Origin of the sequence: Pseudomonas sp. NPDC088429 (assembly GCF_044753305.1) — a bacterium.
Classification (GTDB): Bacteria; Pseudomonadota; Gammaproteobacteria; order Pseudomonadales; family Pseudomonadaceae; genus Aquipseudomonas; species Aquipseudomonas rustica.
Window position 1 is genome coordinate 167,408 of sequence record NZ_JBIVMX010000002.1, and the last position, 25,813, is coordinate 193,220.

Sequence of the window (25,813 nt, forward strand, 5' to 3'; positions counted from 1 at the left end):
AATAGATGCAATTGACTCGTGCGCGTTACACGTCAATCGCAACTTGCTTGGCGACATTCGTTGCATTTGTTAGATATCGTCCAAAAAAAAGCCCTGCTTCTGCAGGGCTTTTGTGTTGGCGTGAGATTAACCGCGCAACCAGGAATCAACGGTGGCTGCACCGTATTGTTCTTTCCAGGCTTTCAGGCCGCGGTGGTTGCCGCCCTTGGTCTCGATCAGTTCGCCGGTGTGCGGGTTCTGATAAACCTTGACCACGCGTGCACGGCGGGTCTTAGGGGCTGCGGATGTTTGCAGGCCGGATTTTGACGGGTTCGGATCGAGAATGGAGATGATGTCCTTCAGGCCTTTGCCGTAGGTTTTCATCAGCCCCTGGAGCTTTTCTTCGAATTCGATTTCTTTCTTGAGCCCGGCATCGTTCTTCAGCGATTCCAGCTGCTTGAGCTGTTCCTGAAGGGCCTTTTCAGCTGCACGAAATTCAGCGAGTCTGGACAATATCTTTACTCCAATAATGTATTTGGCTGATACCAACCGCAAACAAAGCTATAAGCCAAGAGCCTTGTAGCGACTCGGTGATAATGGCTCACCTGCCAATTCTGCACAGGCAACAAAAATTGTAGTTGTTAATGCGTCAAGAGTAAATCCTGTTGTTGTCTTCATGTAACAACAGCGATCTTTTGTATCAATTTGGTGCGCGCGGTCGGCGCACCCGGCTTAAGCCCATTTAGTTAATGATGAGTTAATGCACTAATGAAGTCGGCAGCCGGCATGGGTTTGCCGTACAGATAACCCTGCTGGAAGTTAACGTTATGTGCGGTCAGGTAATCGGCCTGCGCTTGCGTTTCGACGCCTTCGGCAACAATACCCAGATCGAGCTTGGCAGAGAGTTCGATGATGAAATCGAGAATATGCCGCGACAGCGCATCAATACCGATCATGGCGACGAAGCTCTGATCGATCTTCAGGTAGTCGACATTGAATTTGCGCAGGTAACCGAGGCTCGAGTGCCCGGTACCGAAGTCATCGATGGCGATTTTCACCCCCAAAGTGTGCAATTGCTCGAACAGCTGACGAGTGATATCGGTGGGCTCGATCAGTTCGCGCTCGGTCAACTCAAGCACGAGCGTGATGCTGCCCGCAGTGAATGCCGAAAGAAACTCGCGGCAATCCTCGACCAGTTCCAGATCCTGGCAATGATTGGCGGTGATGTTGATGCCAATGTGAAATGGCGCGACAAACGTCGACGATAAAGGGCCGAGGAGGGCGGCAGTCTGCTGCATTAGCGCGCGGGTCATCGGCACGATCAGTCCGGAATGCTCGGCGAACGGAATAAACAGATCAGGCCGCACCAGCCCCTCTTTGGGATGGTTCCAGCGCATCAGCACTTCAGTGCCGGTCCATTTTTTACTGTCGCCATATACCACGGGTTGAAAGTACGGAATGAACTCGCCGGCCTCCAGCGCACGTAACATTTCGTGGCTCGGCGAGGTCGAGCGCTTCTGCACGATGTGGCCAATCGCGCCAGAGACCACGCCGAAAAAGATCAGCAAACTGAACAACGGTGGATATTCATCACTCATGTAACGCCAGGTTTCACCCTCGGGGAATCCTGCACTCACACTGAAAGCATAGTGAGCAGAGTCACGCATGCTTTGCGCGACCGGCAATTCCGGCAGTGCGCCCTGATGGGTTTTGCCGTCGGCGGACAGCCAGTTATCGCCGACTTGCAGCAACAACAACGTGTCCCGACCAATGAGGCGCAGCACATTGCTCAAGTGGTAACCATCGAGGGTGGTCAAGGCGCCGCCGCGTCCTTCACTGAGGCGATAAATCAACAGGGCGGTGTTGGGCGTCACCGGGTTGCCATTCATCAACCACAATTTGCCCTGCGCGTAATCGCCCGCGTTGACGGGTTCACTGAACTCACCGAACAGCGAACTGCAATAAAGATTGTCGTCCCACACCAGATTGGTGGAGCGCACGAAAGGTCGACGGGTGACTTGCTCGCGCAACGCCAGCGTCACCGACTTGCACGGTTGCCCGGCCAATGGCAGCAGCTGTCGCGCCGCTTGCGCAGTGTTATCAAGCATCAGGTCAAACTGACGCAACGCTTCTTCGGCCGTGTGCGCCGTGCTCTGCTGCAATGTGCGTTCGGCCTGCATGTAAAGAATCACGCTGCCCAGAATCACGGGAAGCAAACCGCTGAGCAGCGTCACGATAAGGCGCGTGCTGCGTTTGCGGCGGTGTCTGACGGTTAACGGCATGGGCGCTTCCTGTCGCAAAAAAGTGGAGCTCTTGAATGTAGGCCGGGCAACCGTGCGCCGCCGAAAAAGAGATCAGGCAGAAGGGATGATAGATGGCGGATTGCGCTTGCGCCGCTCATCGGTGATGCATATGTGTTGCCAATTGGGTAAAAACCACGCCAGCGTCGAACAAACGCTTCGGTGAGCATCAAGGGGCAGCAATGATACGGCATCTGCGGCTCTTTTCCGTCGGCCCGACACGGCGAATCAACAGGGCCGGCGCTGTTCGGCCCCGGTGCCGCGCAAGGTTGAGCCCGATCAACCTGTGCAACAAACCCCTTGCGCCGGGCGCAAAAAAGCGGATTTTATAGGGAGGGCAGACAAGCCCATTTACGCTGTGTAGAATCGGGTTACGCATACAATAATAATCGTCTTCTGGCAGCAGAAGCCTCGCCCGCAAGAGCCTTGGGTCGACAATGAAGATATTCGGGTTTCAACTGATCTACGGTGACTTCCTCGCCCGCAGTGTGCGCGGCATCTCCTGTGCGCCACCCACTGACCTCGCATGACTGACAAATAACCCTGGTTAATTGATAAGAAATGATGAGGCGTCACCATGACAGATTTATACGAAAACCCAATGGGCCTGATGGGCTTTGAATTCATCGAGCTCGCATCGCCGGTGCCGGGCACGCTGGAGCCGATCTTCGAGATCATGGGCTTCACCAAAGTCGCCACCCACCGCTCGAAAAACGTGCACCTGTACCGTCAGGGCGCGATCAACCTGATCCTCAACAACGAACCCAACAGCGTCGCTTCGTACTTCGCAGCCGAGCACGGCCCGTCCGTTTGCGGCATGGCGTTCCGCGTTAAAGACTCGCAAAAAGCCTACAACCGCGCACTGGAACTCGGCGCTCAGCCGATCCACATCGAAACCGGCCCGATGGAGCTGAACCTGCCGGCGATCAAAGGCATCGGCGGCGCGCCGCTGTACCTGATCGACCGGTTTGGCGAAGGCAGCTCGATCTACGACATCGACTTCGTGTTTATCGAAGGCGTTGATCGCAACCCGGTGGGCGCAGGCCTGAAGATCATCGACCACCTGACGCACAACGTGTATCGCGGTCGCATGGCTTACTGGGCGAACTTCTACGAGAAGCTGTTCAACTTCCGTGAGATCCGTTACTTCGACATCAAGGGCGAATACACCGGCCTGACCTCGAAAGCGATGACCGCGCCGGACGGTATGATCCGCATTCCGCTGAACGAAGAATCGTCCAAGGGCGCCGGCCAGATCGAAGAGTTCCTGATGCAGTTCAACGGCGAGGGCATTCAGCACGTGGCGTTCCTCAGCGATAACCTCGTGGACACCTGGGATCGCCTGAAGAAAATCGGCATGCGTTTCATGACTGCGCCGCCGGAAACCTATTACGAAATGCTCGAAGGCCGCCTGCCAAATCACGGCGAGCCAGTCGATGAACTGCAATCGCGCGGCATCCTGCTGGACGGTTCGTCCGAGTCGGGCGACAAGCGTCTGTTGCTGCAGATCTTCTCGGAAACCCTGATGGGCCCGGTGTTCTTCGAATTCATCCAGCGTAAAGGCGATGATGGTTTCGGCGAAGGTAACTTCAAGGCGCTGTTCGAATCGATCGAGCGTGACCAGGTGCGTCGTGGCGTGCTTGCGACTGAGTAATCCGCTGACGAAATGAAAAATCCCGGCCTGCAGAGTTGCAGAGCCGGGATTTTTTTAAGATCAAAAGATCGTCCGATCGCGGCCCGAGCCTTCGGCAGCTCCTACAGGGAAAATGCATTCCAAATGTAGGAGCTGCCGAAGGCTGCGATCTTTTGCTTTTAAGGACGGCGTTGACGCATCAGGTGTTTAAAGCCTTCGAACACCAGCACAATCACCGCCAGCCAGATCGGAATGTACGTCAGCCATTCCCCCGACTTGATGCTCTCACCCAGCAACAACGCCACGCCGAGCAACAACACCGGCTCAACGTAACTCAACAATCCAAACAGACTGAACGGCAGCAAACGGCTGGCAATGATGTACACCACCAGCGCCGATGCACTGATCAAACCGAGCAGCGGAATCAGCCACATCAGCCCCGGGTATTGATCGAACACGCCGAAACCTTGCTCGCCGCCCTGCACAAACCAGTAGGCAATTGGCAGCATGAGCGTCATGTCGACCCACAAACCACTGAGGTGATCGGTCTTCAGGTATTTGCGCAGCACGAAGTACAGCGGATAGCCGATCACGACCACCAGCGTCGCCCAGGAAAATCCGCCGACCTGATACAACTCGTTCAACACGCCGAGACTGGCGAAGAACACCGCAATCTTTTGCAGGTACGACAGGCTTTCGCCGTAGGCAATTCGCCCGGTTAGCACCATCGTCAGCGGCAGAAGGAAGTAGCCAAGCGAGACATCAAGGCTGTAGCCGTTGAGCGGCGCCCACATGAACAGCCACAGTTGCACGCCGAGCAGGGCTGCCGAGACGATCAGTCCGGCGATCAACTTTGGCTTCGCGGCCATCAGCCGAACCAGCTCCAGCACCCGCCGCCATTCACCGGACACCAGCATGAACACGGTCATGCACGGCACAGTGAGCAGCATCCGCCAGCCAAAGATTTCCACGCCACTCAACGGGGTGAGCAGCGAGGTGTAGTAATACATGACGGCAAACAGCACCGAGGCCGAAACCGATAAAGCGATACCTTTAGACAAACTGTCCTCGCGGGTGGGTGATCAAACGGGGCGCGAAGGATACGTGGTTTTTGTGCTGAATATTGGCCGGATGGTCATTATTTTCAACACATACAGATGAGCAATTGTAGGAGCTGCCGAAGGCTGCGATCTTTTGATTTTGCTTTTTAAAGATAAAAAGATCGCAGCCTGCGGCAGCTCCTGCACGGGGACGTCAGGCTGTGTGGGGTTTACGGCCAGACACAAAATGGCTCACATCGTTGAAGCCCGGCGTCGACGCATGTCCCGGTGTCACCAGCGAATCGATAAATGCTTCATCCTCGGCCGTAATCTTCACCGCCTGCGCTTTGGTGTACGCATCCCATTGCTCTTCAGTCCGAGGCCCGACAATCGCCGAGGTCACTGCACTGTTGTGCAACACCCAGGCAATCGCAAACTCAACCATGCAGACACCACGCTGTTCTGTGTACTGCTGAATTTGTTGAGCAATACGCAACGACTCCACGCGCCATTCGGTTTCCAGAATGCGCTTGTCTTGACGTCCCGCGCGGCTGTTGGCGTCTGGCGTTACGTCCGGCGCGTACTTGCCGCTGAGCACGCCACGGGCGAGCGGGCTGTAAGGCACCACGCCGAGGCCGTAAGTTTGCGCGGCAGTGATCTGCTCGGTCTCGGCCTGACGGTTGACGATGTTGTACAGCGGTTGGCTGATCACCGGGCGATCAACGCCGAGTTGGTCAGCGATGCGAATCACCTCGGCAATCCGCCAGCCACGGTAGTTCGACAGGCCCCAGTAGCGAATTTTGCCCTGACGAATCAGATCGCCAATCGCTGACACGGTCACTTCCAGCGGCGTGTTGTGGTCTTCGCGGTGCAGGTAATAAATGTCGAGGTAGTCGGTGCCGAGCCGCGTCAGGCTCGCATCAATTCCATTGAAAATATGTTTGCGGCTCAAACCGCTGCGGTTCGGCACGCCGTCCACCGGGCCGAAACCGACCTTGGTCGCCAGCACCCAGTCATGGCGATGACGGGCAATCGCTTCACCGACGATTTCTTCGGAGCGGCCCTGGGTGTAAACGTCGGCGGTGTCGATAAAGTTGATGCCCTGATCCCAGGCCTTGTCGATGATGCGCAACGAATCTTCGGCGCTGGTTTGTTCGCCAAACATCATCGTGCCGAGGGTGAGGGTGGACACCTTTAACCCCGAGTGACCCAGTGTGCGATAGCTCATGCCGACATCCTTTTATCGGTGGGAAAGCGTTAATCAAATACCAGAAGCGTGGTGCGGGGCAAAGTGAATTGTTGTGCTCGTTAAACGCAAAAAGATCGCAGCCTGCGGCAGCTCCTATAGGAAACGTATTCCAAGGCAGGAGCTGCCGCAGGCTGCGATCTTTTGACCTTTGCTGCTATTTAAGCCCGCAACGTCCGCGTCATGCGCAACGCCAGCAAACTCCCGCCGACAATCACACCCGCCAGCAGATACAGCGCAGCATCGGTGGAACCGGTGCTGTCCTTGACCCAACCCACCAGGTACGGGCTGAGGAACCCAGCCATTTGCCCCATCGAGTTGATCAACGCCAGACCACCGGCAGCAGCACCTGCGCTCAGCATCGCTGTCGGCACCGGCCAGAACATCGGCAAACCGGTCAGCGCGCCCATGGTCGCAATGGTCAGACCAAGAATCGCAATCGCCGGGTTAGCCGCGAAATTCACCGCAATCACCAGACCGATCGCACCCATCAGCATTGGCACCACCAAGTGCCAGCGACGTTCTTTGCGCAAGTCTGCCGAGCGACCGACTACCAGCATAAATACCGCTGCCAGCAGATACGGGATCGCGCTCAACCAGCCGATCACCAGGTTATCGCTGAAGCCAAGGTTTTTGATGATCGATGGCAGCCAGAAGTTGATCGCGTACACGCCGCTCTGGATGCAGAAGTAGATCAGGCCGAAGGCCCAGATCGCCGGGTTCTTGAACACTGCGAGCAACGAGTCGGACGTGGTCTTCGGCTTGTTCGCCAGATCTTCAGCCTGATCCGCCTCAAGTACCGCGCGCTCATGTGGGGTCAGCCACTTGGCGTTGGCGAAGCTGTCGCTCAGCAGGAAATAGGCGAGGGCGCCGAGCACCACGGTTGGAATGCCTTGCAGCAGGAACATCCACTGCCAGCCGGCCAAACCACCTTGGCCGGCGGCGAAGTGGTTGAGAATCCAGCCGGAAAAAGGGCTGCCGAGCAAACCGGAAACCGGGATCGCCGACATGAACAGCGCCATGATCCGGCCGCGACGGAACGTCGGGAACCACTGCGAGAGATACAGCACAACGCCCGGGAAGAACCCGGCTTCGGCGGCACCGGTAAACAGGCGCAGGGTATAGAACTCGGTCGGAGTGGTGACGAACAACAGGCAGGTCGACAGCGTGCCCCAGGTGATCATCATCACCGCAATCCAGCGCCGCGGACCGAACTTGGTCAACGCCAGGTTGCTCGGCACGCCGCACAGCACGTAGCCGATGAAGAAAATACCGGCACCGAGGCCGTATACGGTTTCGCTGAATTTCAGTGCGTCGAGCATCTGCAGTTTGGCAAATCCAACGTTGACCCGGTCGAGGTAGTTGAACAAGTAGCAGATGAAGATGAAGGGGATTAAACGCAGGGTGATGCGTTTATAAACGGCATTTTTATCGTCGTCTTTGGTCTGGGTAGCTGCGGCGCTGTGCGACATAGCGGCTCTCTCTTTATTATGATTTTTTGCGATGCACAGGTTAACGTTGATCGCCCCGAGAGTCTCGGTCACCTGTGGCCGGATTGTCTTTGTGCCTGAGCACAGGGTTTGCCGCCAGACCCTGTGCGGCTGAACAACTGTCAGTGCCAGAAAATAAGGATTGCCGCCGTTATGTTCGAACTCGATCACGACCTTGCCCAGGACATCGTCGACCGGGCCATGGCCATTTTGCCCTACAACGTCAATGTCATGGACAGCCAGGGTCTGATTCTGGGCAGTGGCGAACCGGAGCGCATCAACACTCGTCACGAGGGTGCGCAACTGGTGTTGGCCAACGGTCGCGTGGTCGAAATCGATGCGCAGACGGCGGTGCATCTCAAGGGCGTGCAGCCGGGGATCAACCTGCCGCTGCTGCTCGATCAGCGTTTGATCGGCGTGCTCGGCATCACCGGCGAGCCGGAATTGCTGCGCACTTACGCCGAGTTGGTGCGCATGACCGCGGAAATGCTCGTCGGCCAGCGCAATCAGCAGGCTGAGCAGCAATGGCGGCGTCAGCGTTGTGATGATCTGCTGGCGTTGCTGCTGAGTGAGGCGGGGGATTCGCCGCGCCTGGTCGATGAAGCGCAGCAACTTGGCCTCAAACCACAATTGACGCGGATCCCATACCTGTTCGAATTGGGGCTGGAGCACGGGCCGGGGCAAACAGTTGAGGCGCTAAGTGCTTGGCTAACCTCGCGCTATCCGGACAGTTGGTGCGTGAGTTCGGCGAAGACTTCGTTGCTGTGGTGTCGGCCGGCGAGCCAGAACGTCGAGCACGATCGCTTGCTGGAAAAACTCGATGGCCTCGGCTGGAAGGTGTTGCGCATTGCGGTCGGCGGGCAGGCGGACGGCCTTGGCGGATTGCGGCGTTGTTATCGTCGCGTGGGAGATTTACTGGCTTATGGTCGCGAGGTGTTGCCGCACTCGCGTTTGCTGACGCTCAATCGTTATCGATTGCCGGTGATGTTGTGGCGGCACCGCAACGATGATGCGCTGGATGAACTGCTCAAGCCACTGCGCAAAGTCATCGCCAAGGACGCTAACGGTCAGTTATTGGCGACGCTGCGCAGTTGGTGCGAGCACGACGGGCAGAGTCAGGCCTGTGCGGATGCGTTGGGGATTCATCGCAATAGTCTGCGATATCGGATGGAGCGGATTGCCGAGCTCAGTGGCGTTGATCCGCTGCGGCTGGATGGGATGTTGGCGCTTTATCTTGGGGTGCAGTTGCTTCCCCAGACTGACTCAAACCCTCTGTAGGAGCTGCCGAAGGCTGCGATCTTTTAAAAGCAAAATCAAAGGATCGCAGCCTGCGGCAGCTCCTACACGGGCGTATGCAACCTGCTTTTGTGAAAATGAACAATAAACGCCCGCGCCACTTGTGCAGCGGACTGGCGTCAATGCGCATGCCGACTGGCAGCATGAGGGGCATTGGAACTGGAGAATTCGCATGAAAATCGTCATCGCCCCCGATTCGTTCAAGGACAGCCTGAGTGCCCAAGGCGTTGCCGAAGCCATTGCCCTTGGCCTGGCGCAAGTCTGGCCGCAAGCCACTTTGGTCAAATGCCCGATGGCCGACGGTGGCGAAGGCACGGTCGAGTCGATTCTTGCGGCCTGCGAAGGCGAACTGCGCCGCACCCGCGTGCGTGGCCCGCTGGGCGCGCCGGTTGAGGCGGCGTGGGGCTGGTTGCCGCACAACCACACCGCGATTATCGAAATGGCCGAGGCCAGTGGTTTGCAATTGGTGCCGCCGGGGCAGCGCGATGCGTGCATCAGCAGCACGTTCGGCACCGGTGAATTGATTCGTGCCGCGCTGGATGCCGGCGCGCAACGGGTGATTCTGGCGATTGGCGGCAGTGCGACCAATGACGCGGGTGCTGGGGCGATGCAGGCACTCGGCGTGAAATTGCTCAATTCGCAAGGGCAAGCGCTGGTGCCGGGCGGTTTGGCTTTGGCGCAACTGGCGCGACTGGATCTGAGTGACCTCGATCCGCGTCTGGCCGCAGTGCGTTTCGACATTGCCGCCGACGTGAACAATCCGCTGTGCGGCCCGCACGGTGCCTCGGCGATTTTCGGCCCGCAGAAAGGTGCCTCGCCGGCGCAGGTTCAGCAACTCGATCAAGCCCTCGGCCATTTCGCCGAATTGTGCTCGCAGGCATTGGGCAAAGACGTTCGTGATGAGCCAGGCAGCGGCGCAGCGGGTGGGCTGGGTTTCGCCGCCAAGGCATTTCTTGGTGCGCAGTTTCAGGCAGGCGTTGAAGTGGTGGCCGAACTGGTTGGTCTCGCCGAAGCAGTGAAGGGTGCGGATCTGGTGATCACCGGGGAAGGGCGTTTCGATGCGCAGACCTTGCGCGGCAAAACCCCGTTTGGCGTGGCGCGGATTGCCAAGCAGCACAACGTACCGGTGATCGTGATCGCTGGCACCTTGGGCGAGGGCTATCAGGAACTCTACGGTCACGGCATCGATGCCGCATTTGCCGTGACCAGCGGCCCGATGACGCTGGAGCAAGCGTGCGCCGAAGCGCCGCGTTTGCTGCGTGAACGCGCGACCGATATCGCGCGCGTCTGGCAGATGGCTCACCGTAATTTCTAAACCGCAAGAGAACCCCTGTGGCGAGGGGATTTATCCCCGTTCGGCTGCGCAGCAGTCGCAATACCTGTACGCGCGGTTTACCTGACAGATTGCTGGGGGCCGCTTCGCAGCCCAACGGGGATAAATCCCCTCGCCACAGGGGGGCGTTGGTGTTTCATTGCTGAAACAATCGGAAAAATATTTGCGCTTTACCCGCAACCTTCCTCAAGCCTGGCCGATACAGCTATCAGGCGAGCACAAGCATTCTAAAACAGTGACGCCGGACTGAAGCCCACCCCACGGGCCAGTGATCAGGGCATGGACGCTCGTAGTTTCTATCATCCGAGAGTCCAACTATGTCCTTGCGCAATCTGAACATCGCCCCGCGTGCTTTCCTCGGTTTTGCTTTTATCGCTTTGTTGGTGATCGTGCTCGGCGTGTTCGCCGTCAATCGCATGACCACCATCCGCCAGGCTTCCATCGACATGGAGACCAATCAGTTGCCCAGCGTCGGTTATCTCGGCGTCGTGACCGAGAACGTCCTGCGCCTGCGCATTTTGTCGTTTCGGGTGTTAGTCAATCGTGAGCCGGCGAGTTTGCAAGAAGCGCAAACGCGAATCGGCGTGCTCGTCGACAAGGTTCGCAGCGCTCAGGCCAGCTATGCCGCATTGCCGGCCGGCGGCGAAGAACTCGCGCAGTACAAGGCGTTCGCCGCGACGCTCGACAATTACATGCAAGCGCAAAATCAGATGATGGAGCTATCGCGTCAGGACAAGGTCGATGAGATGCGCACCCTGATCAACACGCGGATCAAGGACGGCACCGACCAGATGGGCGAGCAGCTCAACAAACTGATCGCAATCAACGCCACTGACGCGAAAACTGCGTCCAGCCAAGCAGGCAAATATTACGACAGCGCCATCACCGGCATCATTATCGTCGCGGTGGTTGCCTCCCTTGCCACGGTACTACTGGCGCTGTTGCTGACCCGCAGCATCGTCACCCCGTTGAATCGCGCCGTGTTCGCGGCGCAAACCATTGCCGACGGTAACCTCAGCAAAACCATCGAAGTCGACGGCAACGACGAACCGGCACGTTTGCTTCAGGCACTGGCGTCGATGCAAACCAACTTGCGCAAAACCATCGAACAGATCGCCGGATCCGCCACGCAACTGGGCGCGGCCGCCGAAGAACTCAGCGCGGTCACCGAAGAAGCCTCCCGTGGCCTGCAACAGCAAAACAACGAAATCGAACAAGCCGCCACCGCCGTCAACGAGATGACCGCCGCCGTCGAAGAAGTCGCGCGCAACGCCGTCTCGACCTCCGAAGCCTCGAACCAGTCGACGCAAGCCGCCCGCGAAGGTCGCGATCAAGTGGTGAAAACCGTCGACGCGATTCAGACCATGACCCACGACGTGCAGAACACCGCGCACATGATCGAAGGCCTGGCTACGCAAGGTCGCGACATCGGCAAAGTGCTCGACGTGATCCGCGCCATCGCCGAACAGACCAACCTGCTCGCGCTCAACGCCGCCATTGAAGCCGCCCGAGCCGGTGAAGCAGGCCGTGGTTTTGCCGTGGTGGCCGACGAAGTCCGCGCCTTGGCCCATCGCACCGCGCAGTCGACCCAGGAAATTGAAAAAATGGTCGCTGGCATCCAGAACGGCACCGGTGAAGCGGTCTCGTCGATGCAGCAAAGCAACCAGCGTACCCAATCCACCCTGGAAATGGCCCGCGCTGCCGGTGTGGCACTCGAGCAAATCACCCAGTCGATCCACCAGATCAACGAGCGCAATCTGGTCATCGCCAGCGCCTCGGAAGAACAGGCGCAAGTCTCGCGCGAAGTCGATCGCAACCTGGTCAACATCCGCGACCTCGCCACGCAATCGGCAGCCGGGGCCAACCAGACCAGTGCTGCGACGCATGAATTGTCGCGTCTGGCGGTGGATTTGAATGCGATGGTGGCGCGTTTTGTGATTTGAGATAGGGTGAAGGCTGGAATCCGCGCCATCAGGAGACGTACATGCGCTATTCAGCCTTGACCCAACGAATCGCCGGGGAGGGAGCCGCTGCCTGGCAGATTCACGACCGCGCGCTGGAGCTGCGCGCCGAGGGGGTCGATGTTTTGTTGTTGAGTGTGGGGGATCCGGATTTCGATACGCCGTTGCCGATCATTCACGGCGCCATCGACAGTTTGTTGGCCGGCGACACGCATTATTCCGAAGTGCGTGGCCGTATGGAGTTGCGCAAGTTGATTGCCGAGCGGCATCGGCGGCGCAGTGGTCAGGCCGTCGATGCTGACAATGTGATCGTCATGCCCGGTGCGCAATGTGCGGTGTATTCGGTGGCGCAATGTCTGCTGGATCCCGGCGACGAGGTGATTGTCGCTGAGCCGATGTACGTGACTTACGAAGGGGTGTTTGGTGCTTGCGGGGCGAAAGTCGTGCCGGTGCCGGTGCGGCCGGAGAACGGTTTTCGCGTGGATCCTGCCGATGTCGCTGCGCGCATCACGCCGAAAACCCGCGCCATGTTGCTCAACAGTCCGAACAATCCCAGCGGCGCGAGCCTGTCATTGCTGATCTGGCAGGAACTGGCGGCGCTGTGTATTCGTCATGATCTGTGGCTGATCAGCGACGAGGTTTACAGCGATTTGCTCTATGAAGGCGAGCACGTCAGCCCGGCGAGCCTGCCGGGCATGGCCGAGCGCACGGCGACGATCAATAGTCTGTCGAAATCCCATGCGATGACCGGGTGGCGCATCGGCTGGACGATCGGGCCTAAGTCGTTGGCCGAGCATTTGGTCAATCTGTCGTTGAGCATGTTGTTCGGGCTGCCGGACTTTGTGCAGAAAGCGGCAGAAGTGGCGCTGGCGACGGATTTGCCGGAGGTGACGCAGATGCGCGAGGAGTATCGCTTGCGCCGGGATCTGGTTTGCGATCGCTTGCGCGGATGCCCGGGTTTGCACCCGATCCGGCCGGATGGCGGGATGTTTGTGATGGTCGATGTGCGCCAGACCGGGTTGGGTGCGCAGGCGTTTGCTTCGCAGTTGCTAGAAGGTTACGGGGTTTCGGTGTTGGCCGGTGAAGCGTTCGGGCCGAGTGCGGCGGGGCATATTCGCATTGGGTTGGTGGTCGATCGGGTGAAACTGGCGGATGCGTGTGCGCGGATTGCGTTGTGTGCGGCGCAGCTTTTACAGGTGCGCAGTGCCTGATGGATTTGTGTTGCTTTCACCGGCCTCTTCGCGAGCAAGCTTTGCTCCTACAGGTGCAATGCTGATCTGCTTTTGTAGGAGCAGAGCTTGCTCGCGAAGGCGGCTTTTAAAGCGCTACAAAACCTCAGCCCTGCCAGGCAGTTGGATTCACCAGATTCGCCGGTTTCTGCCCAGCCAATGCCGCGAGCAGATTCTCCACCGCACACCGCGCCATCGCTTCGCGCGTTTCATGCGTGGCCGAACCCATGTGCGGCGTCGCCACCACGTTGCTGAGCTGCAACAACGGCGAATCATGATTGAGCGGCTCTCGCTCAAACACATCCAGTCCCGCCGCACGAATACGGTTGTTACGCAGCGCATCAATCATCGCCGTCTCATCAACCACCTTGCCCCGCGAGATGTTGATGAAAATGCTCTCTGGCCGCATCAACGCAAACTGCTCAACACCGATCAAGCCTTCGGTCTGCGCCGTCAGCGGCAAGGTCAGGCAAATGAAATCGGCTTGCTGCAACAAGTCTTCAAGGCTTCGATACTGCGCAGCAAATCGCGCCTCAACCGCCGGTTTACGCGAATTGCTGTGATAGATCACCGGCATGCCAAATCCGAAATGCCCGCGCTGTGCCAACGCTTCACCGATGCGGCCCATGCCGATAATCCCCAGCGTCTTGCCATGCACATCGGTGCCGAAATGCGCCGGGCCGATGTTGCGACTCCATTGACCGCCGCGCACCATGTTCGCCAGTTCCACCACGCGGCGAGCGGCGGCGAGAATCAGGGCGAAACCGGTGTCGGCGGTGGTTTCGGTGAGGACATCCGGGGTGTTGGTCAGCAGGATCTTTCGTTGGCTCAGGTAATCGATGTCGTAGTTGTCGACGCCCACCGAAACACTGGCGATGGCCTGCAGTTGCGGCGCCAGATCAAGCAGCGCCGCATCCAGTTTCAGACTGGCGCCGAGCAAACCCTGGGCGCGGGGCAGGGCATCGCGCAGTTGCATGAGGCCGTCGGCATCGAGGCTGTTGATCAGCGTCACTTCGCACTGCTCTTGCAGGCGCGCCATCAGCGCGGGCGACAGTTTTTTGTACAACACGACGTGTTTTTTCATGGCAGAAATCTCTTCAGGAATGAGCCGGCACGGCGCGCGTGGCCACGGCTTTGGCGACGACGCGATCACTGGCGCCGGGCTTGAGGAAAATCGTCAGCACCACCGACAGCAGCAACGCGCCGCTCATCAACAAATACGAGGCGCCGGGCGAACCGGTTGAGCTGTTCAAATAGCCGACCAGGTACGAGCCGCCGAAAGAGCCGAGCGCACCCATGCTGTTGATCAACGCCATCGCGCCGCCCGCGACATTGGCCGGCAGAATCTCTGGAACGATTGCGAAGAAAGGCCCGTAAGGCGCGTACATGCAGGCGCCGGCGATCACCAGCAATGTGTACGACCACCAGAAATGTTCCGCGCCCAAGGCGTAGGAACCGTAGAACGCAATGGAAGCAATCAGCAGCGGCGGCCAGACGAAGCGTTTGCGCTTTTGCAGTTTGTCCGAACCCCACGACACCACCAGCATGCCGATCACCGCGGCCAGATATGGCAGCGCCGACAGCCAGCCGGCCTCGATCATGTCCATTTCTGCGCCAGCCTTGAGGATCGACGGCAGCCACAACACGAAACCGTAGACGCCAATGCTCCAGCAGAAAAACTGCAGCGCGAGAATGATGACTTTCGGCGAACGGAACGCTTCGGCGTAGTTTTTCACCGCTTTGATGCCGACCTGTTCGGCGGCGAGGGCGCTTTCCAGATCGTGCTTTTCCTCGTCGCTGAGCCACTTGGCCTGGGACGGACGATCATCGGCCAGACGCCACCAGATAAATGCCCAAAGCACCGCCGGCAGACCTTCAATGATGAACATCCAGCGCCAGCTGAAATGCTGCACCAGATAGCCCGACACCACGGACATCCACAGCATGGTCACCGGGTTGCCGAGGATCAGAAAGGTGTTGGCGCGCGAGCGTTCGGCGCGGGTGAACCAGTGGCATAGGTAGACCAGCATCGCCGGCATGACAGCGGCTTCGACCACACCGAGCATGAAGCGGATGACGATCAGCCAGTAAGCGTTGGAGACCACACCGGTCAACGTGGCGAGGCCGCCCCAGAGGATCAGACTGACGAAAATCAGCTTCTTCACGCTGTGTTTTTGCGCGTAAATCGCGCCCGGTACCTGGAAGAAAAAGTAACCGAGGAAGAACAGTGCACCGAGTAGCGAGGACAGGCCCGGGGTGATCATCAGGTCGGCGGCCATGCCCGAAGCAGCGGCAAAACCGTAGTTGGCGCGATCGAGATACGCCAGGCTGTAGGTGATGAACACGATGGGCATGATGTACCACCAGCGACGGGCGGCGAGGGTTGCGGTTTTCATGGCGTTGCTCCTGAGCTTGTTGTTTTTGTCGCAGCAGGTAACGGATCAAAATGTGTGGTGAGTCAACCGACGCCTTCGCGAGCAAGCTCTGCTCCTACAAAGGCGAACGCACGCCTTACCCTTGTAGGAGCAAAGCTTGCTCGCGATTAGCGGTTTCAAATTCAACGGATAATTCAAGGCGAGTCGGCAAACCCTCCATATCCCCGCGACTCTGCACCGCTCGACTGCCAATCCAGTTCGCCCGCTGCACCGCCTCGGCAAAACTCTGATGCTCCAGCAAAGCGCTGATCATCCCGACCGCAAAACCATCTCCAGCGCCGACCGTATCGACCACCTGCGCCACCGGCACACCGTCGACAAAACCCTGAGTCTGCTGCGTACGGTAATAGGCACCCTGCGGGCCGAGTTTGATCGCTACAGCTTCTGCACCCTGATCGAGATAGAACGCGGCAATGTCCGCCGGATCATCAAACCCGGTGAGCAAACGACCTTCACTCAACCCCGGCAGCACCCAGTGGGCGAGGGCGGCGAGGCGGTTGATCTCGCTGATCATCTCGCGCTCGCTGGCCCACAGGCTTGGGCGCAAATTGGGATCGAACGACACGCTGCGCCCGGCATTGCGCATGCGCGTCATCAGTTCGAAGGACATTTCCCGTGCCGTGGCGGACAGCGCTGGCGGAATGCCGGTGGCGTGCAGATGGCGGGCACTGAGCAGCGTTTCGTTGATCGAACGCGGCGATAAGTGACTGGCCGCCGAACCGCGACGGAAGTACTCGACCTGCGGATCGCTGCCATCGTCACTGCGCGACTTGAACTGAAACCCGGTCGGGTGTTGCGGATCGACCGCGACGTGGCTGCAATCCAGACCTTCACTGGCCAGCGTCTGCACCACGAAGCGACCGAGCGAATCATTGCCGACACGGCTCAGCCACGCGACGTTGAAACCCAGCCGCGACAGGCCGATGGCGACGTTACTGTCGGCGCCGGCAATGCGCTTGTGAAACTGTTCGACGGTGGCCAGATCACCGCTCTGCTCAGCGACCAGCATCGCCATGGTTTCGCCGAACGAGAGAATATCGATCTCAGACATGAGCAGGCTCCAGACGGGATTGGCCGAGGCGGGCGAGGGCGGCGACGTGTTCAGTGGTCAGTTGCACCAGGTCTTCGCCTTGCAGCGGGTATTCAGCGGCGCGCATAACGCCTTGGGCCATGTGCCGCAGCAGTTGTTCCCACACGTGCAGGTCGGTGGCGGCGGGCGGCACGGCGACCAGTTTGCCGTCGGCGCGGCGGGCCACGGCTTTGCAATGCACGTAACCGACGTGGCGCCCGAGCAGACGCGCGGCGCTGGCGGCGGACTGGTCTTGCCACTGCCAGTTGCCGATGTCGAAGGTCATCTTGATCGGCAGGTTGTGCTGTTCGACGGCGGTGAAAAAACGTTGAAACGGCTCGATGCGACCGCCGTGCAGGGTTTGATCGTTCTCGACCAGCAGTTGCACCGGACTCTGTTGCAGGCGCTGGGCCAAGGCTTGCAGGTCGTTGGTGTCGGTGAAGTAGCCGAGGGAGACCTTCAGCCATTTCGAACCGAACGCTTCGGCGTGTTGCAGCGCGGTGATCAGCTCCGGGTTGGGCTGCGCGTGGCCGGCGAGCCACAGTTCGGTCGGCGAGGAATAGATGCTTTGCAGGCCTAGAACCTGAGTGGCTTCGGCAAGTTGCGCGGGGATTTCGCGGGTGAGCAACTCCTCGCGCCATTCGATGCGATCGGCACCGGCGGCGGCCAGAACGTCGATGAAAAAGTCTTGTCCGCGCTGGCGCACGAGCTCGGCACCGTAGCTGGACAGGCTGATGGAAACGGCGGGTTTATTCATTGTTATTGACCTCTGAAACCGGTTTCATTTTTGTTCAAAAAAATATCAGGTGGTTTTGTGGTGTTTTATAGGGCCTCTTCGCGAGCAAGCTTTACTCCTATGGGGGATACAGCCCGCTTTTGTAGGAGCCAAGCTTGCTCGCGAAGGCGTCAGATCAAACAACACCGTTCCCATGGGTCGACCCACGCTCAACCAGCACCGGCGCAAAATCCAGCACCCGCGCCGCCGCATCATCCCCACGCAAGCGCTTGAGCAAACAGTCAAACGCCCGCGCGCCAATCTCTTCAGTGGGCTGGGCCAGCGCGGTAATTCCGCTGCCCACCAATGGATACCAATCCAGATCATCCAGCGCGATGAGCCCGACATCCTCAAACAAGCGGCAGCCGATTTCCTTCAACGCGCGGGTGCTGGCCAACGCCGCCACGCCATTGGCGCAGAACAGCGCTTTAGGGCCGGCAGATGAAGTTTTCAAAAAGGTTTGCAGTTCGGCGGCAAGGTCATCGGAGGTTTCCAATACCGCGCCAGTCAGCTTCGAGCGCTGGGCGATCTGTTGCTGAAAACTGCTGACTCGTTCAATCCGCGAACTGGTGCCGTCGTAGGGCTCAGTCACCAGCAGCACCTCTTGATAGCCGCGTTGCTCAAGGTGGGTGAGGGCCATTTCCACGGCGTGCGGGTTGTTCAACCCGACCATGTCGCTGTCGAGCCCGTCGACTTTGCGATCCACCAGTACCATCGGCATTTCACGGTGCAGTTCGTGCAATTCGTCGCGATGATGACCCAGGGTGTTCACGATCAAGCCTTCGATGTTGTAAGAGCGCAGCAGCGCCAGGTGCTGGCGTTCCTGCTCGTCATCGCGGTCGGTGTTGCACACCACCAGGCTGTAGCCGTGCGCACGGCAGGCGGTTTCCACCCCGTGCATCACGGCAATTGAATAAGGGTTGCGGATATCGGCGACGAGCATGCCGATCAGGCGTGTGCGTCCACGTTTCAGGCCGCGTGCCATTTGATTCGGGCGATAGCCGAGTTCGTCGATTGCCTGTTCGATGCGCAGGGCAATGGCATCGGAAAGCAGGGCGCGATCTTCGCCAATGAAGCGCGAGACACTGGCCTTGGAAACACCAGCGCGCTCGGCAACGTCAAGCATGGTCACGCGGCTGCGCTGGGCGGCGGAAAAGTCGTTCACGGTCTGAAACCTTGTTATTGGATTTATAGGTTCAGTCGCTGTGAGAGGCGCTGAAACCGGTTTCAGGAAACACCAGAATCAAATCGTCCGTCAAGTAAATGATCGCCGCGCGGTGTATGAGCACCGACGAGCGGCTTAAATCAACACGCTCAGCCATGCCGAACAGAGCAGCAGAACCGCCATCAAACGGTTGAATCGTTGCAACGCGCGCGGTGAGCGCAACCATCGCGCAGAGCCGGCGCCGAGCAGCGCCCAGATGCCCAAACAAGGAAGCGAGATCAGGAAAAACACCAGTGACAGGATCACCACATGCGCCAATCGGGCTTCACCGTTGTCGGCAAAAACGCTGACCACGGCCAACGCCATCATCCAGGTCTTCGGGTTTATCAATTGCAAACCTGCTGCTCCGGCCAGCCCTAATCGAGCGCCCGTGTGTTGCGCATTCAATTCGGCGACAGGCGCACGGAAAATCTGCCAGGCCAGGTAACTCAGCCAAGCGACGCCAATCCATTGCATGGCTTTCCGTACGCCGGGTAATTCAGTCAACGCCGAGCCGGCGCCACTGCCGACCACCAACACCAGCAACGCCGCCGCCGCACAGGCGCCGAAAATGATTGGCAATGCGGCAACGAGACCGTAACGAGCGCTGTTGCTCAGCACCAGAATATTGGTCGGGCCGGGGGTAATCGAGGCGACAAACGCGAACAGCAAAAACGGCAGTAACGTCGGGAAAGTAGAGAGCATCGCAGGCAAACTCCGTTGAAGATCGATAAGCCGATCTTCAGTGCTTGCCCACTGTCATGTCTGGAAGATTTGAGCAGCGATTGCGATACATCGCCGGGGTCAGGCCGTAAGCGCGGACGAACCAGCGACCGAGATGGCTTTGATCAGAAAAACCAAGCTCCATCGCCACCGCAGCCGGTTGTTCGCCACTGGCCAACAGGCGCCGCGCCTTGGCCAGACGCAATTGCACCAGATAGGCGTGGGGCGCCAGTCCATACGCAGCCTTGAAGGCGCGGGTCAGGCGAAAGCGGTCAACGCCGGTCGCGGCGGCAACTTGCTCCAGGCCAATGTCCTGATGCGCATGGGCATGCAAATAGTCGCGAGCCTTTTGCGCCACCAGCGGCAAGCGCGGGTCAGCGCCGTAACGCGTGCGCCAGTGCAAATGGCGGGTGAGTTGGCCGAGCAGATTGTCCAGCGCAGTCTGGCGGACAATTTTCAGCTCGCCACCGTGCAGCGTCTGGAAGGCCATTTGCGTGGCCTGCATCAGTTGCGGATCGGTGATCAAGGTGTTGGCGAAACTCAGTTGGCTGTTGAGCGGAGCATCTTCGAACAGGGCGCCAAGTTCGCGTTCGATCCACACCGGATCGAGATACAGCATGCGATAGGTGAAGCCGCCCTCGGTAGGCGCGTCGCCGTCATGGATATCGCCCGGCTCCAGCAGAAACACCTTGCCCGGCGTGCTCTGGTGCTTCGTGCGCCGACAGTTGAATTGCTGTACGCCTTGTTCGGTGATGCCGACCAGATAGCTGTCGTGCCAATGCGGATCGTAGGCATGGCCCTTGAAATGCGCGCGGAGGGTCTCGATGCCGGTGTCGGCATCCTGGGCCAGATCGATCCAGTTTTGAGAGTCCATGCCGCACCTGTCAGGCAAAGTTTCGGGCAATTTAGCGCTGCTGTTGGCGAGTCGCCTAGAAGATTTGTGCAGCGCTCAACCGAACAGGCCGGCAGCAATGTTGATCGAGAAACCCAGAATCGCTGTGTTGAACACGAAACCGAGTAACGATTGCAACAGCACGATCTTGCGCAGTTGCCGGGTCGCCACGCCGACGTCCGAGGTTTGTACCGCGACGCCGATGGTGAAGGAAAAGTACAAAAAATCCCAGTAATTGGGCGTGGTCAACCCTTCGGCAAAACGCAGCGCCGGCTCTTTGTCTTTGCAGGTGTAATACAGGCGCGCGTAATGCACACAGAAAATCACCCCGATCAGCAGCCACGAACCGATCACCGTTAGCGCGGTGAAGGCGTAGTGAATCAATTTGCGATTGGTTTCCAGATCCTTGCTGCCTGCCAGTTCAAAGGTGATGGTGGCAAGGCTGGCCATGGCGGCGATGCAGACGACGAACAACACCAGTGCGGCGTTCTCGTCTTCGACTTCGGCGATGCGCTGGACGTCAGGCGCTTTCGCACGGATTGTCAGCCAGAGCATCAGAACCAGATACGTCCAGACGCCGGCGTTCCAGCCAATGAGGATTTTACTGACGATGGAATCGGCGGGGGCCAGAAGTCCGGTAGCGAGACCGACCAGTGCGGCGGCGGACAGGCGAGGGTGGGTGCGGGCAAGAAAGCGCATGAGGACTCACGTTAGCGAACTGTCCCAGCACCATAGCGCACGCCAGAGGGCTTTTGTAGGAGCTGCCGCAGGCTGCGATCTTTTGACCCTGGTTCTAAAGATTAAAAGATCGCAGCCTGCGGCAGCTCCTACAGGGGGTGCATTATTTTTTGGATCGGTGTACGAGCTTCATGACGACGACGAAGAACACCGGCACGAAAATCACCGCCAACGTCGCCGTAATCATCCCGCCAATCACCCCGGTACCAATCGCCTGCTGACTCGCCGAACTGGCGCCGGTCGCAATCGCCAACGGCACAACACCAAGAATGAACGCTAGCGATGTCATGACAATCGGCCGCAGACGCAGGCGGGCAGCCTGCAACGTCGCGTCGATCAGGTCATGGCCATCGTCGTACAGGCTCTTGGCGAACTCGATGATCAGGATCGCGTTCTTCGCCGACAGACCAATAATGGTGATCAGCCCGACCTTGAAGAACACATCGTTGGGCATGCCGCGCAGCGTCACCGCCAGTACCGCGCCGAGTACACCAAGCGGCACTACCAGCAACACCGAAGTCGGAATCGACCAGCTCTCATACAGCGCCGCCAGACACAGGAACACAATCAGCAGCGACAACCCGAGCAGTATCGGCGCCTGACTGCCAGACAAGCGCTCCTGCAACGACAGCCCCGTCCACTCCTGCCCCAAGCCTTTCGGGCCTTGCGCGACCAAGCGCTCAATCTCAGCCATGGCCTCACCGGTGCTGTGCCCCGGTGTCGGCTCACCGGAAATCGCAATCGCCGGATAACCGTTGTAACGCGTCAACTGCGCCGGGCCCTGAATCCATTTGGCCTGGACGAATGCCGACAACGGCACCATTTTTCCGGCGTTGTTGCGCACGTGCATTTTCAGCAAATCATCGACCTGACTGCGTTGATCACCTTCAGCCTGCACCACCACACGCTGCATGCGTCCCTGGTTGGGGAAGTCGTTGATGTACGAGGAACCGACAGCCGTGGACAGCACGTTGCCGATATCCGCAAACGACACACCCAAGGCATTCGCCTGTTTACGGTCGACTTCAAGCTGTACTTGCGGCGCTTCAGCCAATGCGCTTTCGCGTACGTTCATCAACACCTGGCTTTTTTCCGCTGCGGCGAGCAACTCTGTCCGCGCCTGCATCAGCGTGGCGTGGCCGAGACCGCCGCGATCCTGCAGGCGGAATTCGAAACCGCTGGAGGTGCCCAGGCCATCGATTGGCGGCGGCAACACGGCAAACGCCATCGCATCCTTGATCTGGCTAAGGGCGGCGTTGGCACGGTCGGCAATCGAACTGGCCGAGTCATCGCTGCCACGCTCAGACCAGTCCTTGAGTGTGCTGAACGCCAACGCGGCGTTCTGCCCGCTACCCGAGAAGCTGAAACCGAGAATCACCACGCTGTCGCTGATCCCGGGCTCGCCGGCGTTGTGCGCCTCGAACTGTTCGGCCACTTGCACCGTACGGTTCTTGGTAGCACCGGGCGGCAATTGGATGTCAGTAATGGTGTAACCCTGATCCTCAACCGGCAGGAACGAGGAGGGCAGGCGCATAAAGCACAGGCCCAGACCGACCAGCAGCACCACGTAAATCAGCAGATAACGCCCGGTACGTTTGAGCGCATAGCCGACCCAGCCCTGATAACGCTCGGTCAGTTGCTCGAAGCGGCGATTGAACCAGCCGAAAAATCCGCTTTTCTCGTGATGCTCGCCCTTGGCAATCGGCTTGAGCAAGGTCGCGCACAGCGCCGGGGTCAGGGTCAGGGCAAGAAACGCCGAGAACAGAATAGAGGTCGCCATCGACAGCGAGAACTGCTGGTAAATCACCCCGACCGAGCCCTGCATAAAGGCCATCGGAATAAACACAGCGACCAGCACCAGCGTAATGCCGATGATCGCGCCGGTGATCTGCGTCATCGCTTTGCGCGTGGCCTCCTTGGGCGATAAACCCTCGGTGGCCATGATCCGCTCGACGTTCTCCACCACGACAATGGCATCGTCGACCAGAATGCCGATGGCCAGCACCATGCCGAACATGGTCAGTACGTTGATCGAGAAACCCAGCGCCAACATGGTCGCGAAGGTACCCATCAATGCTACCGGCACCACTAGCGTCGGGATCAGCGTGTAGCGGATGTTTTGCAGAAACAGGAACATCACCGCAAACACCAGCAGCATCGCCTCGCCCAAGGTGTAAACCACTTTGGTGATCGAGACTTTCACGAATGGCGACGTGTCGTAGGGGATCTTGTATTCGACGCCGGCCGGGAAGTATCGCGACAGCTCATCCATTTTCGCCCGCACCAGTGTCGCAGTGGCGAGTGCATTGGCGCCCGGCGACAGCTGAACGCCGACGGCGGTGGATGGCTTGCCGTTCAAACGCGTGCCGAACTGGTATTCCTGACTGCCGATCTCGACCCGCGCCACATCGCCGATACGCACGGTGGAACCGTCCGGATTGGCCTTGAGCACGATGTCGGCGAATTCTTCCGGCGTCGACAATTGGCCTTTGACCAGAATCGTCGCGGTGATTTCCTGGCTCGACGGGTTCGGCAAATCACCAATGCTACCGGCAGACACCTGTGCATTCTGAGCAGTGATCGCGGCATTGACGTCGGCCGGGGTCAGGTTGAAGCCGATCAGTTTTTGCGGATCGACCCAAATGCGCATGGCGCGTTCGGCGCCGTACAGCTGCGCCTTGCCGACGCCGTCCAGACGCTTGATCTCGTTCATCACGTTGCGCGCCAGATAATCACTGAGCGCTACGTCATCAAGTTTGCCGTCGCTGGACGTCAGGGTGATCAGCAGCAGGAAGCCTGAGGAAACCTTCTCCACCTGCAAGCCTTGCTGATTCACCGCTTGTGGCAGACGCGACTCGACCACTTTCAAGCGATTCTGCACGTCGACCTGTGCCAGCTCGGGATTCGTCCCCGGCTGGAACGTGGCTTTGATCGTCGCGCTGCCGAGGCTGCTTTGCGATTCAAAGTACAACAGGTGATCGGCACCGTTGAGTTCTTCTTCGATCAGACTGACCACGCTTTCATCGACGGTCTGCGCCGAGGCGCCGGGATACACGGCATAGATTTCGATCTGTGGCGGCGCGACGTCGGGGTACTGCGCCACCGGTAATTGCGGGATGGCCAGCGCGCCGGCCAAGAGGATGAACAACGCGACCACCCAGGCAAACACCGGGCGGTCGATAAAGAACTGCGGCATATAAAAGCGTCCTGCTTACTGACCAGAGGTCTGGGCAAGTGGAAGAGGGGTGTCGTCGATCTGCACTTTCTCGCCGGGACGGGCGTGTTGCAGGCCTTCGATGACAATGCGGTCGCCGGGCTTGAGGCCGCCGGTGACGATCCAGCGATCGTTCTGCACTGCGCCCAGTTGTACCGGTTGCAGGGCGACGCGCATTTGCTCGTCTACCGTCAGCACCTGAGCGATACCGGCGCTGTCACGCTGCACCGCGCGTTGCGGCACGGTCAGGCCATTGGCAATGGTTGCCTGCTCCAGGCGCACGCGGACAAAACTGCCCGGCAGCAAATCGAGATCCGGGTTAGGGAATTCGCTGCGCAGGATGATCTGGCCGGTGCCCGGATCGACGGTGATATCAGCGAACAGCAACTTGCCCGGCAGTGGATAGAGGCTGCCGTCATCCTGAATCAGCGTGGCTTTGACCTGATCCTGACCGACCTGCTGCAACTGCCCGGAGCGGAACGCACGGCGTAGCTCATTGAGTTCACGGGTCGACTGGGTGACGTCGGCGTGAATCGGGTTGAGCTGCTGAATCAGCGCCAATGGCGTGGTTTCGTTCTGCCCGACCAGCGCGCCTTCCGTCACCAGCGCCCGACCAATACGACCGGAGATCGGCGCAGTGACGGTGGCGTAACCCAGACTCAGCTTCGCTCGTTCCACGGCAGCCTTGTTGGCCGCGACGTCCGCGGCGGTTTGGCGAGCGGTGGCGCGGGCGTTGTCGTAATCCTGAGCACTGATGGCCTTGTCGCCGATCAGCTGCGCATAACGCTGTTCCTGCAATCTGGCCTGAAACGCATTGGCCTCGGCCTTGCGCAGCGCGGCTTCGGCGCTGTCGAGGTCAGCCTTGAACGGCGCCGGGTCGATGCGGAACAGCACCTGACCTTTTTTCACGTCGCTGCCTTCGCGGAAGGTGCGCTCCAGCACCACGCCAGCCACCCGTGCACGCACCTCGGCGATACGCGGCGCGGCGATGCGGCCACTGAGTTCGCTGCTCAGCGTTAACGGGCGGGCTTCAAGGGTTTCGATGCGCACCGTGGCCGGCGGCGCCTGTTCTTCGGCGTTCGAAGATGAATCACACGCGCTCAGCGACAGCGCCAATGCGATCAGGCCGAGCCCGGCCAGCAGTTTGTTCGACATGTACTACCCCCAATATTGATGCCCGCATCCTACGGACAGTCGCCGAGAGTAGCGGTGAAGCTTTGTAGGCGCTGTGTGAAATTGTGTAAGGGTTTTACTCA

Annotated in this window: 20 protein-coding genes and 1 pseudogene; 6 read left to right on the forward strand and 15 right to left on the reverse strand. The window is 59.1% G+C overall.

Features of this window, described 5'->3' with window-relative positions; genetic code table 11:
* Nucleotides 1–126 precede the first annotated feature (126 nt).
* Both ACIP66_RS02300 and ACIP66_RS02305 read right to left on the reverse strand, forming a co-directional pair.
* A complete protein-coding gene (locus ACIP66_RS02300) occupies nucleotides 127–492 on the reverse strand; it encodes a histone-like nucleoid-structuring protein, MvaT/MvaU family (protein WP_053120358.1) in 366 nt (121 codons plus the stop codon).
* Nucleotides 493–725: 233 nt separating this feature from the next.
* Nucleotides 726–2,261 (reverse strand): EAL domain-containing protein, encoded by a 1,536-nt coding sequence (locus ACIP66_RS02305; protein WP_159812349.1) that lies wholly within the window; start codon nucleotides 2,259–2,261, stop codon nucleotides 726–728.
* A gap of 595 nt (nucleotides 2,262–2,856) precedes the next feature.
* Here ACIP66_RS02305 and hppD point away from each other — a divergent pair.
* Nucleotides 2,857–3,933, forward strand: a complete 1,077-nt coding sequence (gene hppD, locus ACIP66_RS02310) for a 4-hydroxyphenylpyruvate dioxygenase (RefSeq protein WP_053120348.1) — start codon at nucleotides 2,857–2,859, stop codon at nucleotides 3,931–3,933.
* A gap of 158 nt (nucleotides 3,934–4,091) precedes the next feature.
* On the opposite strand, the gene rarD is transcribed toward hppD, so the two are convergent.
* From rarD to ACIP66_RS02325, 3 genes are all read right to left on the reverse strand, one after another.
* Nucleotides 4,092–4,973: an EamA family transporter RarD gene (rarD, locus tag ACIP66_RS02315; RefSeq protein ID WP_400644946.1), complete on the reverse strand. Its 882-nt coding sequence runs from the start codon at nucleotides 4,971–4,973 to the stop codon at nucleotides 4,092–4,094.
* A 193-nt stretch (nucleotides 4,974–5,166) separates the two neighbouring features.
* Nucleotides 5,167–6,180, reverse strand: coding sequence for an aldo/keto reductase (locus tag ACIP66_RS02320; RefSeq protein ID WP_400644948.1), 1,014 nt, complete (start codon nucleotides 6,178–6,180; stop codon nucleotides 5,167–5,169).
* A gap of 179 nt (nucleotides 6,181–6,359) precedes the next feature.
* Entirely contained in the window at nucleotides 6,360–7,670 is a 1,311-nt protein-coding gene (locus ACIP66_RS02325) for an MFS transporter (RefSeq protein WP_053120336.1), read from the reverse strand.
* Nucleotides 7,671–7,841: 171 nt separating this feature from the next.
* Here ACIP66_RS02325 and ACIP66_RS02330 point away from each other — a divergent pair, with 171 nt between their 5' ends.
* The 5 genes and pseudogenes from ACIP66_RS02330 (at nucleotide 7,842) to ACIP66_RS02350 (ending at nucleotide 13,489) form a co-directional block, all read left to right on the forward strand.
* Complete coding sequence (locus ACIP66_RS02330) at nucleotides 7,842–8,966, forward strand: sugar diacid recognition domain-containing protein (protein WP_159812346.1); 1,125 nt, start codon at nucleotides 7,842–7,844, stop codon at nucleotides 8,964–8,966.
* Nucleotides 8,967–9,156: 190 nt separating this feature from the next.
* On the forward strand, nucleotides 9,157–10,299 hold the full coding sequence (locus ACIP66_RS02335) for a glycerate kinase (protein WP_400644951.1): 1,143 nt from the start codon (nucleotides 9,157–9,159) through the stop codon (nucleotides 10,297–10,299).
* Nucleotides 10,300–10,634: 335 nt separating this feature from the next.
* Nucleotides 10,635–11,402: pseudogene (locus ACIP66_RS02340) on the forward strand (MCP four helix bundle domain-containing protein); the annotation flags it as partial.
* Nucleotides 11,397–12,260 (forward strand): methyl-accepting chemotaxis protein, encoded by an 864-nt coding sequence (locus ACIP66_RS02345; protein WP_400645157.1) that lies wholly within the window; start codon nucleotides 11,397–11,399, stop codon nucleotides 12,258–12,260. The pseudogene ACIP66_RS02340 and the gene ACIP66_RS02345, both read left to right, overlap by 6 nt.
* A gap of 41 nt (nucleotides 12,261–12,301) precedes the next feature.
* On the forward strand, nucleotides 12,302–13,489 hold the full coding sequence (locus ACIP66_RS02350; RefSeq protein ID WP_400644954.1) for a pyridoxal phosphate-dependent aminotransferase: 1,188 nt from the start codon (nucleotides 12,302–12,304) through the stop codon (nucleotides 13,487–13,489).
* 124 nt (nucleotides 13,490–13,613) lie between these two features.
* On the opposite strand, the gene ACIP66_RS02355 is transcribed toward ACIP66_RS02350, so the two are convergent.
* The 10 genes from ACIP66_RS02355 to ACIP66_RS02400 form a co-directional block, all read right to left on the reverse strand.
* Entirely contained in the window at nucleotides 13,614–14,591 is a 978-nt protein-coding gene (locus tag ACIP66_RS02355; RefSeq protein ID WP_400644957.1) for a 2-hydroxyacid dehydrogenase, read from the reverse strand.
* Nucleotides 14,592–14,604: 13 nt separating this feature from the next.
* The gene (locus ACIP66_RS02360; RefSeq protein ID WP_053120322.1) at nucleotides 14,605–15,903 is read right to left on the reverse strand and encodes an MFS transporter; all 1,299 of its coding nucleotides are present in this window, start codon (nucleotides 15,901–15,903) and stop codon (nucleotides 14,605–14,607) included.
* Between the two features lie 115 nt (nucleotides 15,904–16,018).
* Nucleotides 16,019–16,993 carry a sugar kinase gene (locus ACIP66_RS02365; RefSeq protein ID WP_400644961.1) on the reverse strand — a complete coding sequence of 325 codons (975 nt, stop codon included), beginning with the start codon at nucleotides 16,991–16,993 and terminating at the stop codon, nucleotides 16,019–16,021.
* Nucleotides 16,986–17,768 (reverse strand): sugar phosphate isomerase/epimerase family protein, encoded by a 783-nt coding sequence (locus ACIP66_RS02370; protein ID WP_400644964.1) that lies wholly within the window; start codon nucleotides 17,766–17,768, stop codon nucleotides 16,986–16,988. Before ACIP66_RS02370 ends, ACIP66_RS02365 begins: the two co-directional genes overlap by 8 nt.
* Nucleotides 17,769–17,922: 154 nt before the next feature.
* A complete protein-coding gene (locus tag ACIP66_RS02375) occupies nucleotides 17,923–18,951 on the reverse strand; it encodes a LacI family DNA-binding transcriptional regulator (protein ID WP_400644967.1) in 1,029 nt (342 codons plus the stop codon).
* Between the two features lie 135 nt (nucleotides 18,952–19,086).
* Nucleotides 19,087–19,695, reverse strand: coding sequence for a LysE family translocator (locus ACIP66_RS02380; protein WP_400644969.1), 609 nt, complete (start codon nucleotides 19,693–19,695; stop codon nucleotides 19,087–19,089).
* Between the two features lie 37 nt (nucleotides 19,696–19,732).
* Nucleotides 19,733–20,587 (reverse strand): AraC family ligand binding domain-containing protein, encoded by an 855-nt coding sequence (locus ACIP66_RS02385; RefSeq protein WP_400644972.1) that lies wholly within the window; start codon nucleotides 20,585–20,587, stop codon nucleotides 19,733–19,735.
* Between the two features lie 75 nt (nucleotides 20,588–20,662).
* On the reverse strand, nucleotides 20,663–21,304 hold the full coding sequence (locus ACIP66_RS02390) for a DUF1345 domain-containing protein (RefSeq protein WP_053120314.1): 642 nt from the start codon (nucleotides 21,302–21,304) through the stop codon (nucleotides 20,663–20,665).
* 142 nt (nucleotides 21,305–21,446) lie between these two features.
* The gene (locus ACIP66_RS02395) at nucleotides 21,447–24,539 is read right to left on the reverse strand and encodes a multidrug efflux RND transporter permease subunit (protein WP_400644975.1); all 3,093 of its coding nucleotides are present in this window, start codon (nucleotides 24,537–24,539) and stop codon (nucleotides 21,447–21,449) included.
* 15 nt (nucleotides 24,540–24,554) lie between these two features.
* Nucleotides 24,555–25,712, reverse strand: a complete 1,158-nt coding sequence (locus ACIP66_RS02400) for an efflux RND transporter periplasmic adaptor subunit (RefSeq protein WP_400644977.1) — start codon at nucleotides 25,710–25,712, stop codon at nucleotides 24,555–24,557.
* Nucleotides 25,713–25,813: the final 101 nt, after the last annotated feature.

Bases quoted from the DNA above. Each gene is read 5' to 3' on its own strand.
- ACIP66_RS02390 (WP_053120314.1), bottom strand. From the start codon at position 21,304: ATGCGCTTTCTTGCCCGCACCCACCCTCGCCTGTCCGCCGCCGCACTG.
- ACIP66_RS02370 (WP_400644964.1), bottom strand. From the start codon at position 17,768: ATGAATAAACCCGCCGTTTCCATCAGCCTGTCCAGCTACGGTGCCGAG.
- ACIP66_RS02305 (WP_159812349.1), bottom strand. From the start codon at position 2,261: ATGCCGTTAACCGTCAGACACCGCCGCAAACGCAGCACGCGCCTTATC.
- ACIP66_RS02320 (WP_400644948.1), bottom strand. From the start codon at position 6,180: ATGAGCTATCGCACACTGGGTCACTCGGGGTTAAAGGTGTCCACCCTC.
- hppD (WP_053120348.1), top strand. From the start codon at position 2,857: ATGACAGATTTATACGAAAACCCAATGGGCCTGATGGGCTTTGAATTC.
- ACIP66_RS02360 (WP_053120322.1), bottom strand. From the start codon at position 15,903: ATGAAAACCGCAACCCTCGCCGCCCGTCGCTGGTGGTACATCATGCCC.
- ACIP66_RS02345 (WP_400645157.1), top strand. From the start codon at position 11,397: ATGCAAACCAACTTGCGCAAAACCATCGAACAGATCGCCGGATCCGCC.
- ACIP66_RS02355 (WP_400644957.1), bottom strand. From the start codon at position 14,591: ATGAAAAAACACGTCGTGTTGTACAAAAAACTGTCGCCCGCGCTGATG.
- ACIP66_RS02385 (WP_400644972.1), bottom strand. From the start codon at position 20,587: ATGGACTCTCAAAACTGGATCGATCTGGCCCAGGATGCCGACACCGGC.
- ACIP66_RS02380 (WP_400644969.1), bottom strand. From the start codon at position 19,695: ATGCTCTCTACTTTCCCGACGTTACTGCCGTTTTTGCTGTTCGCGTTT.
- ACIP66_RS02330 (WP_159812346.1), top strand. From the start codon at position 7,842: ATGTTCGAACTCGATCACGACCTTGCCCAGGACATCGTCGACCGGGCC.
- ACIP66_RS02400 (WP_400644977.1), bottom strand. From the start codon at position 25,712: ATGTCGAACAAACTGCTGGCCGGGCTCGGCCTGATCGCATTGGCGCTG.
- ACIP66_RS02335 (WP_400644951.1), top strand. From the start codon at position 9,157: ATGAAAATCGTCATCGCCCCCGATTCGTTCAAGGACAGCCTGAGTGCC.
- ACIP66_RS02350 (WP_400644954.1), top strand. From the start codon at position 12,302: ATGCGCTATTCAGCCTTGACCCAACGAATCGCCGGGGAGGGAGCCGCT.
- ACIP66_RS02365 (WP_400644961.1), bottom strand. From the start codon at position 16,993: ATGTCTGAGATCGATATTCTCTCGTTCGGCGAAACCATGGCGATGCTG.
- ACIP66_RS02325 (WP_053120336.1), bottom strand. From the start codon at position 7,670: ATGTCGCACAGCGCCGCAGCTACCCAGACCAAAGACGACGATAAAAAT.
- ACIP66_RS02395 (WP_400644975.1), bottom strand. From the start codon at position 24,539: ATGCCGCAGTTCTTTATCGACCGCCCGGTGTTTGCCTGGGTGGTCGCG.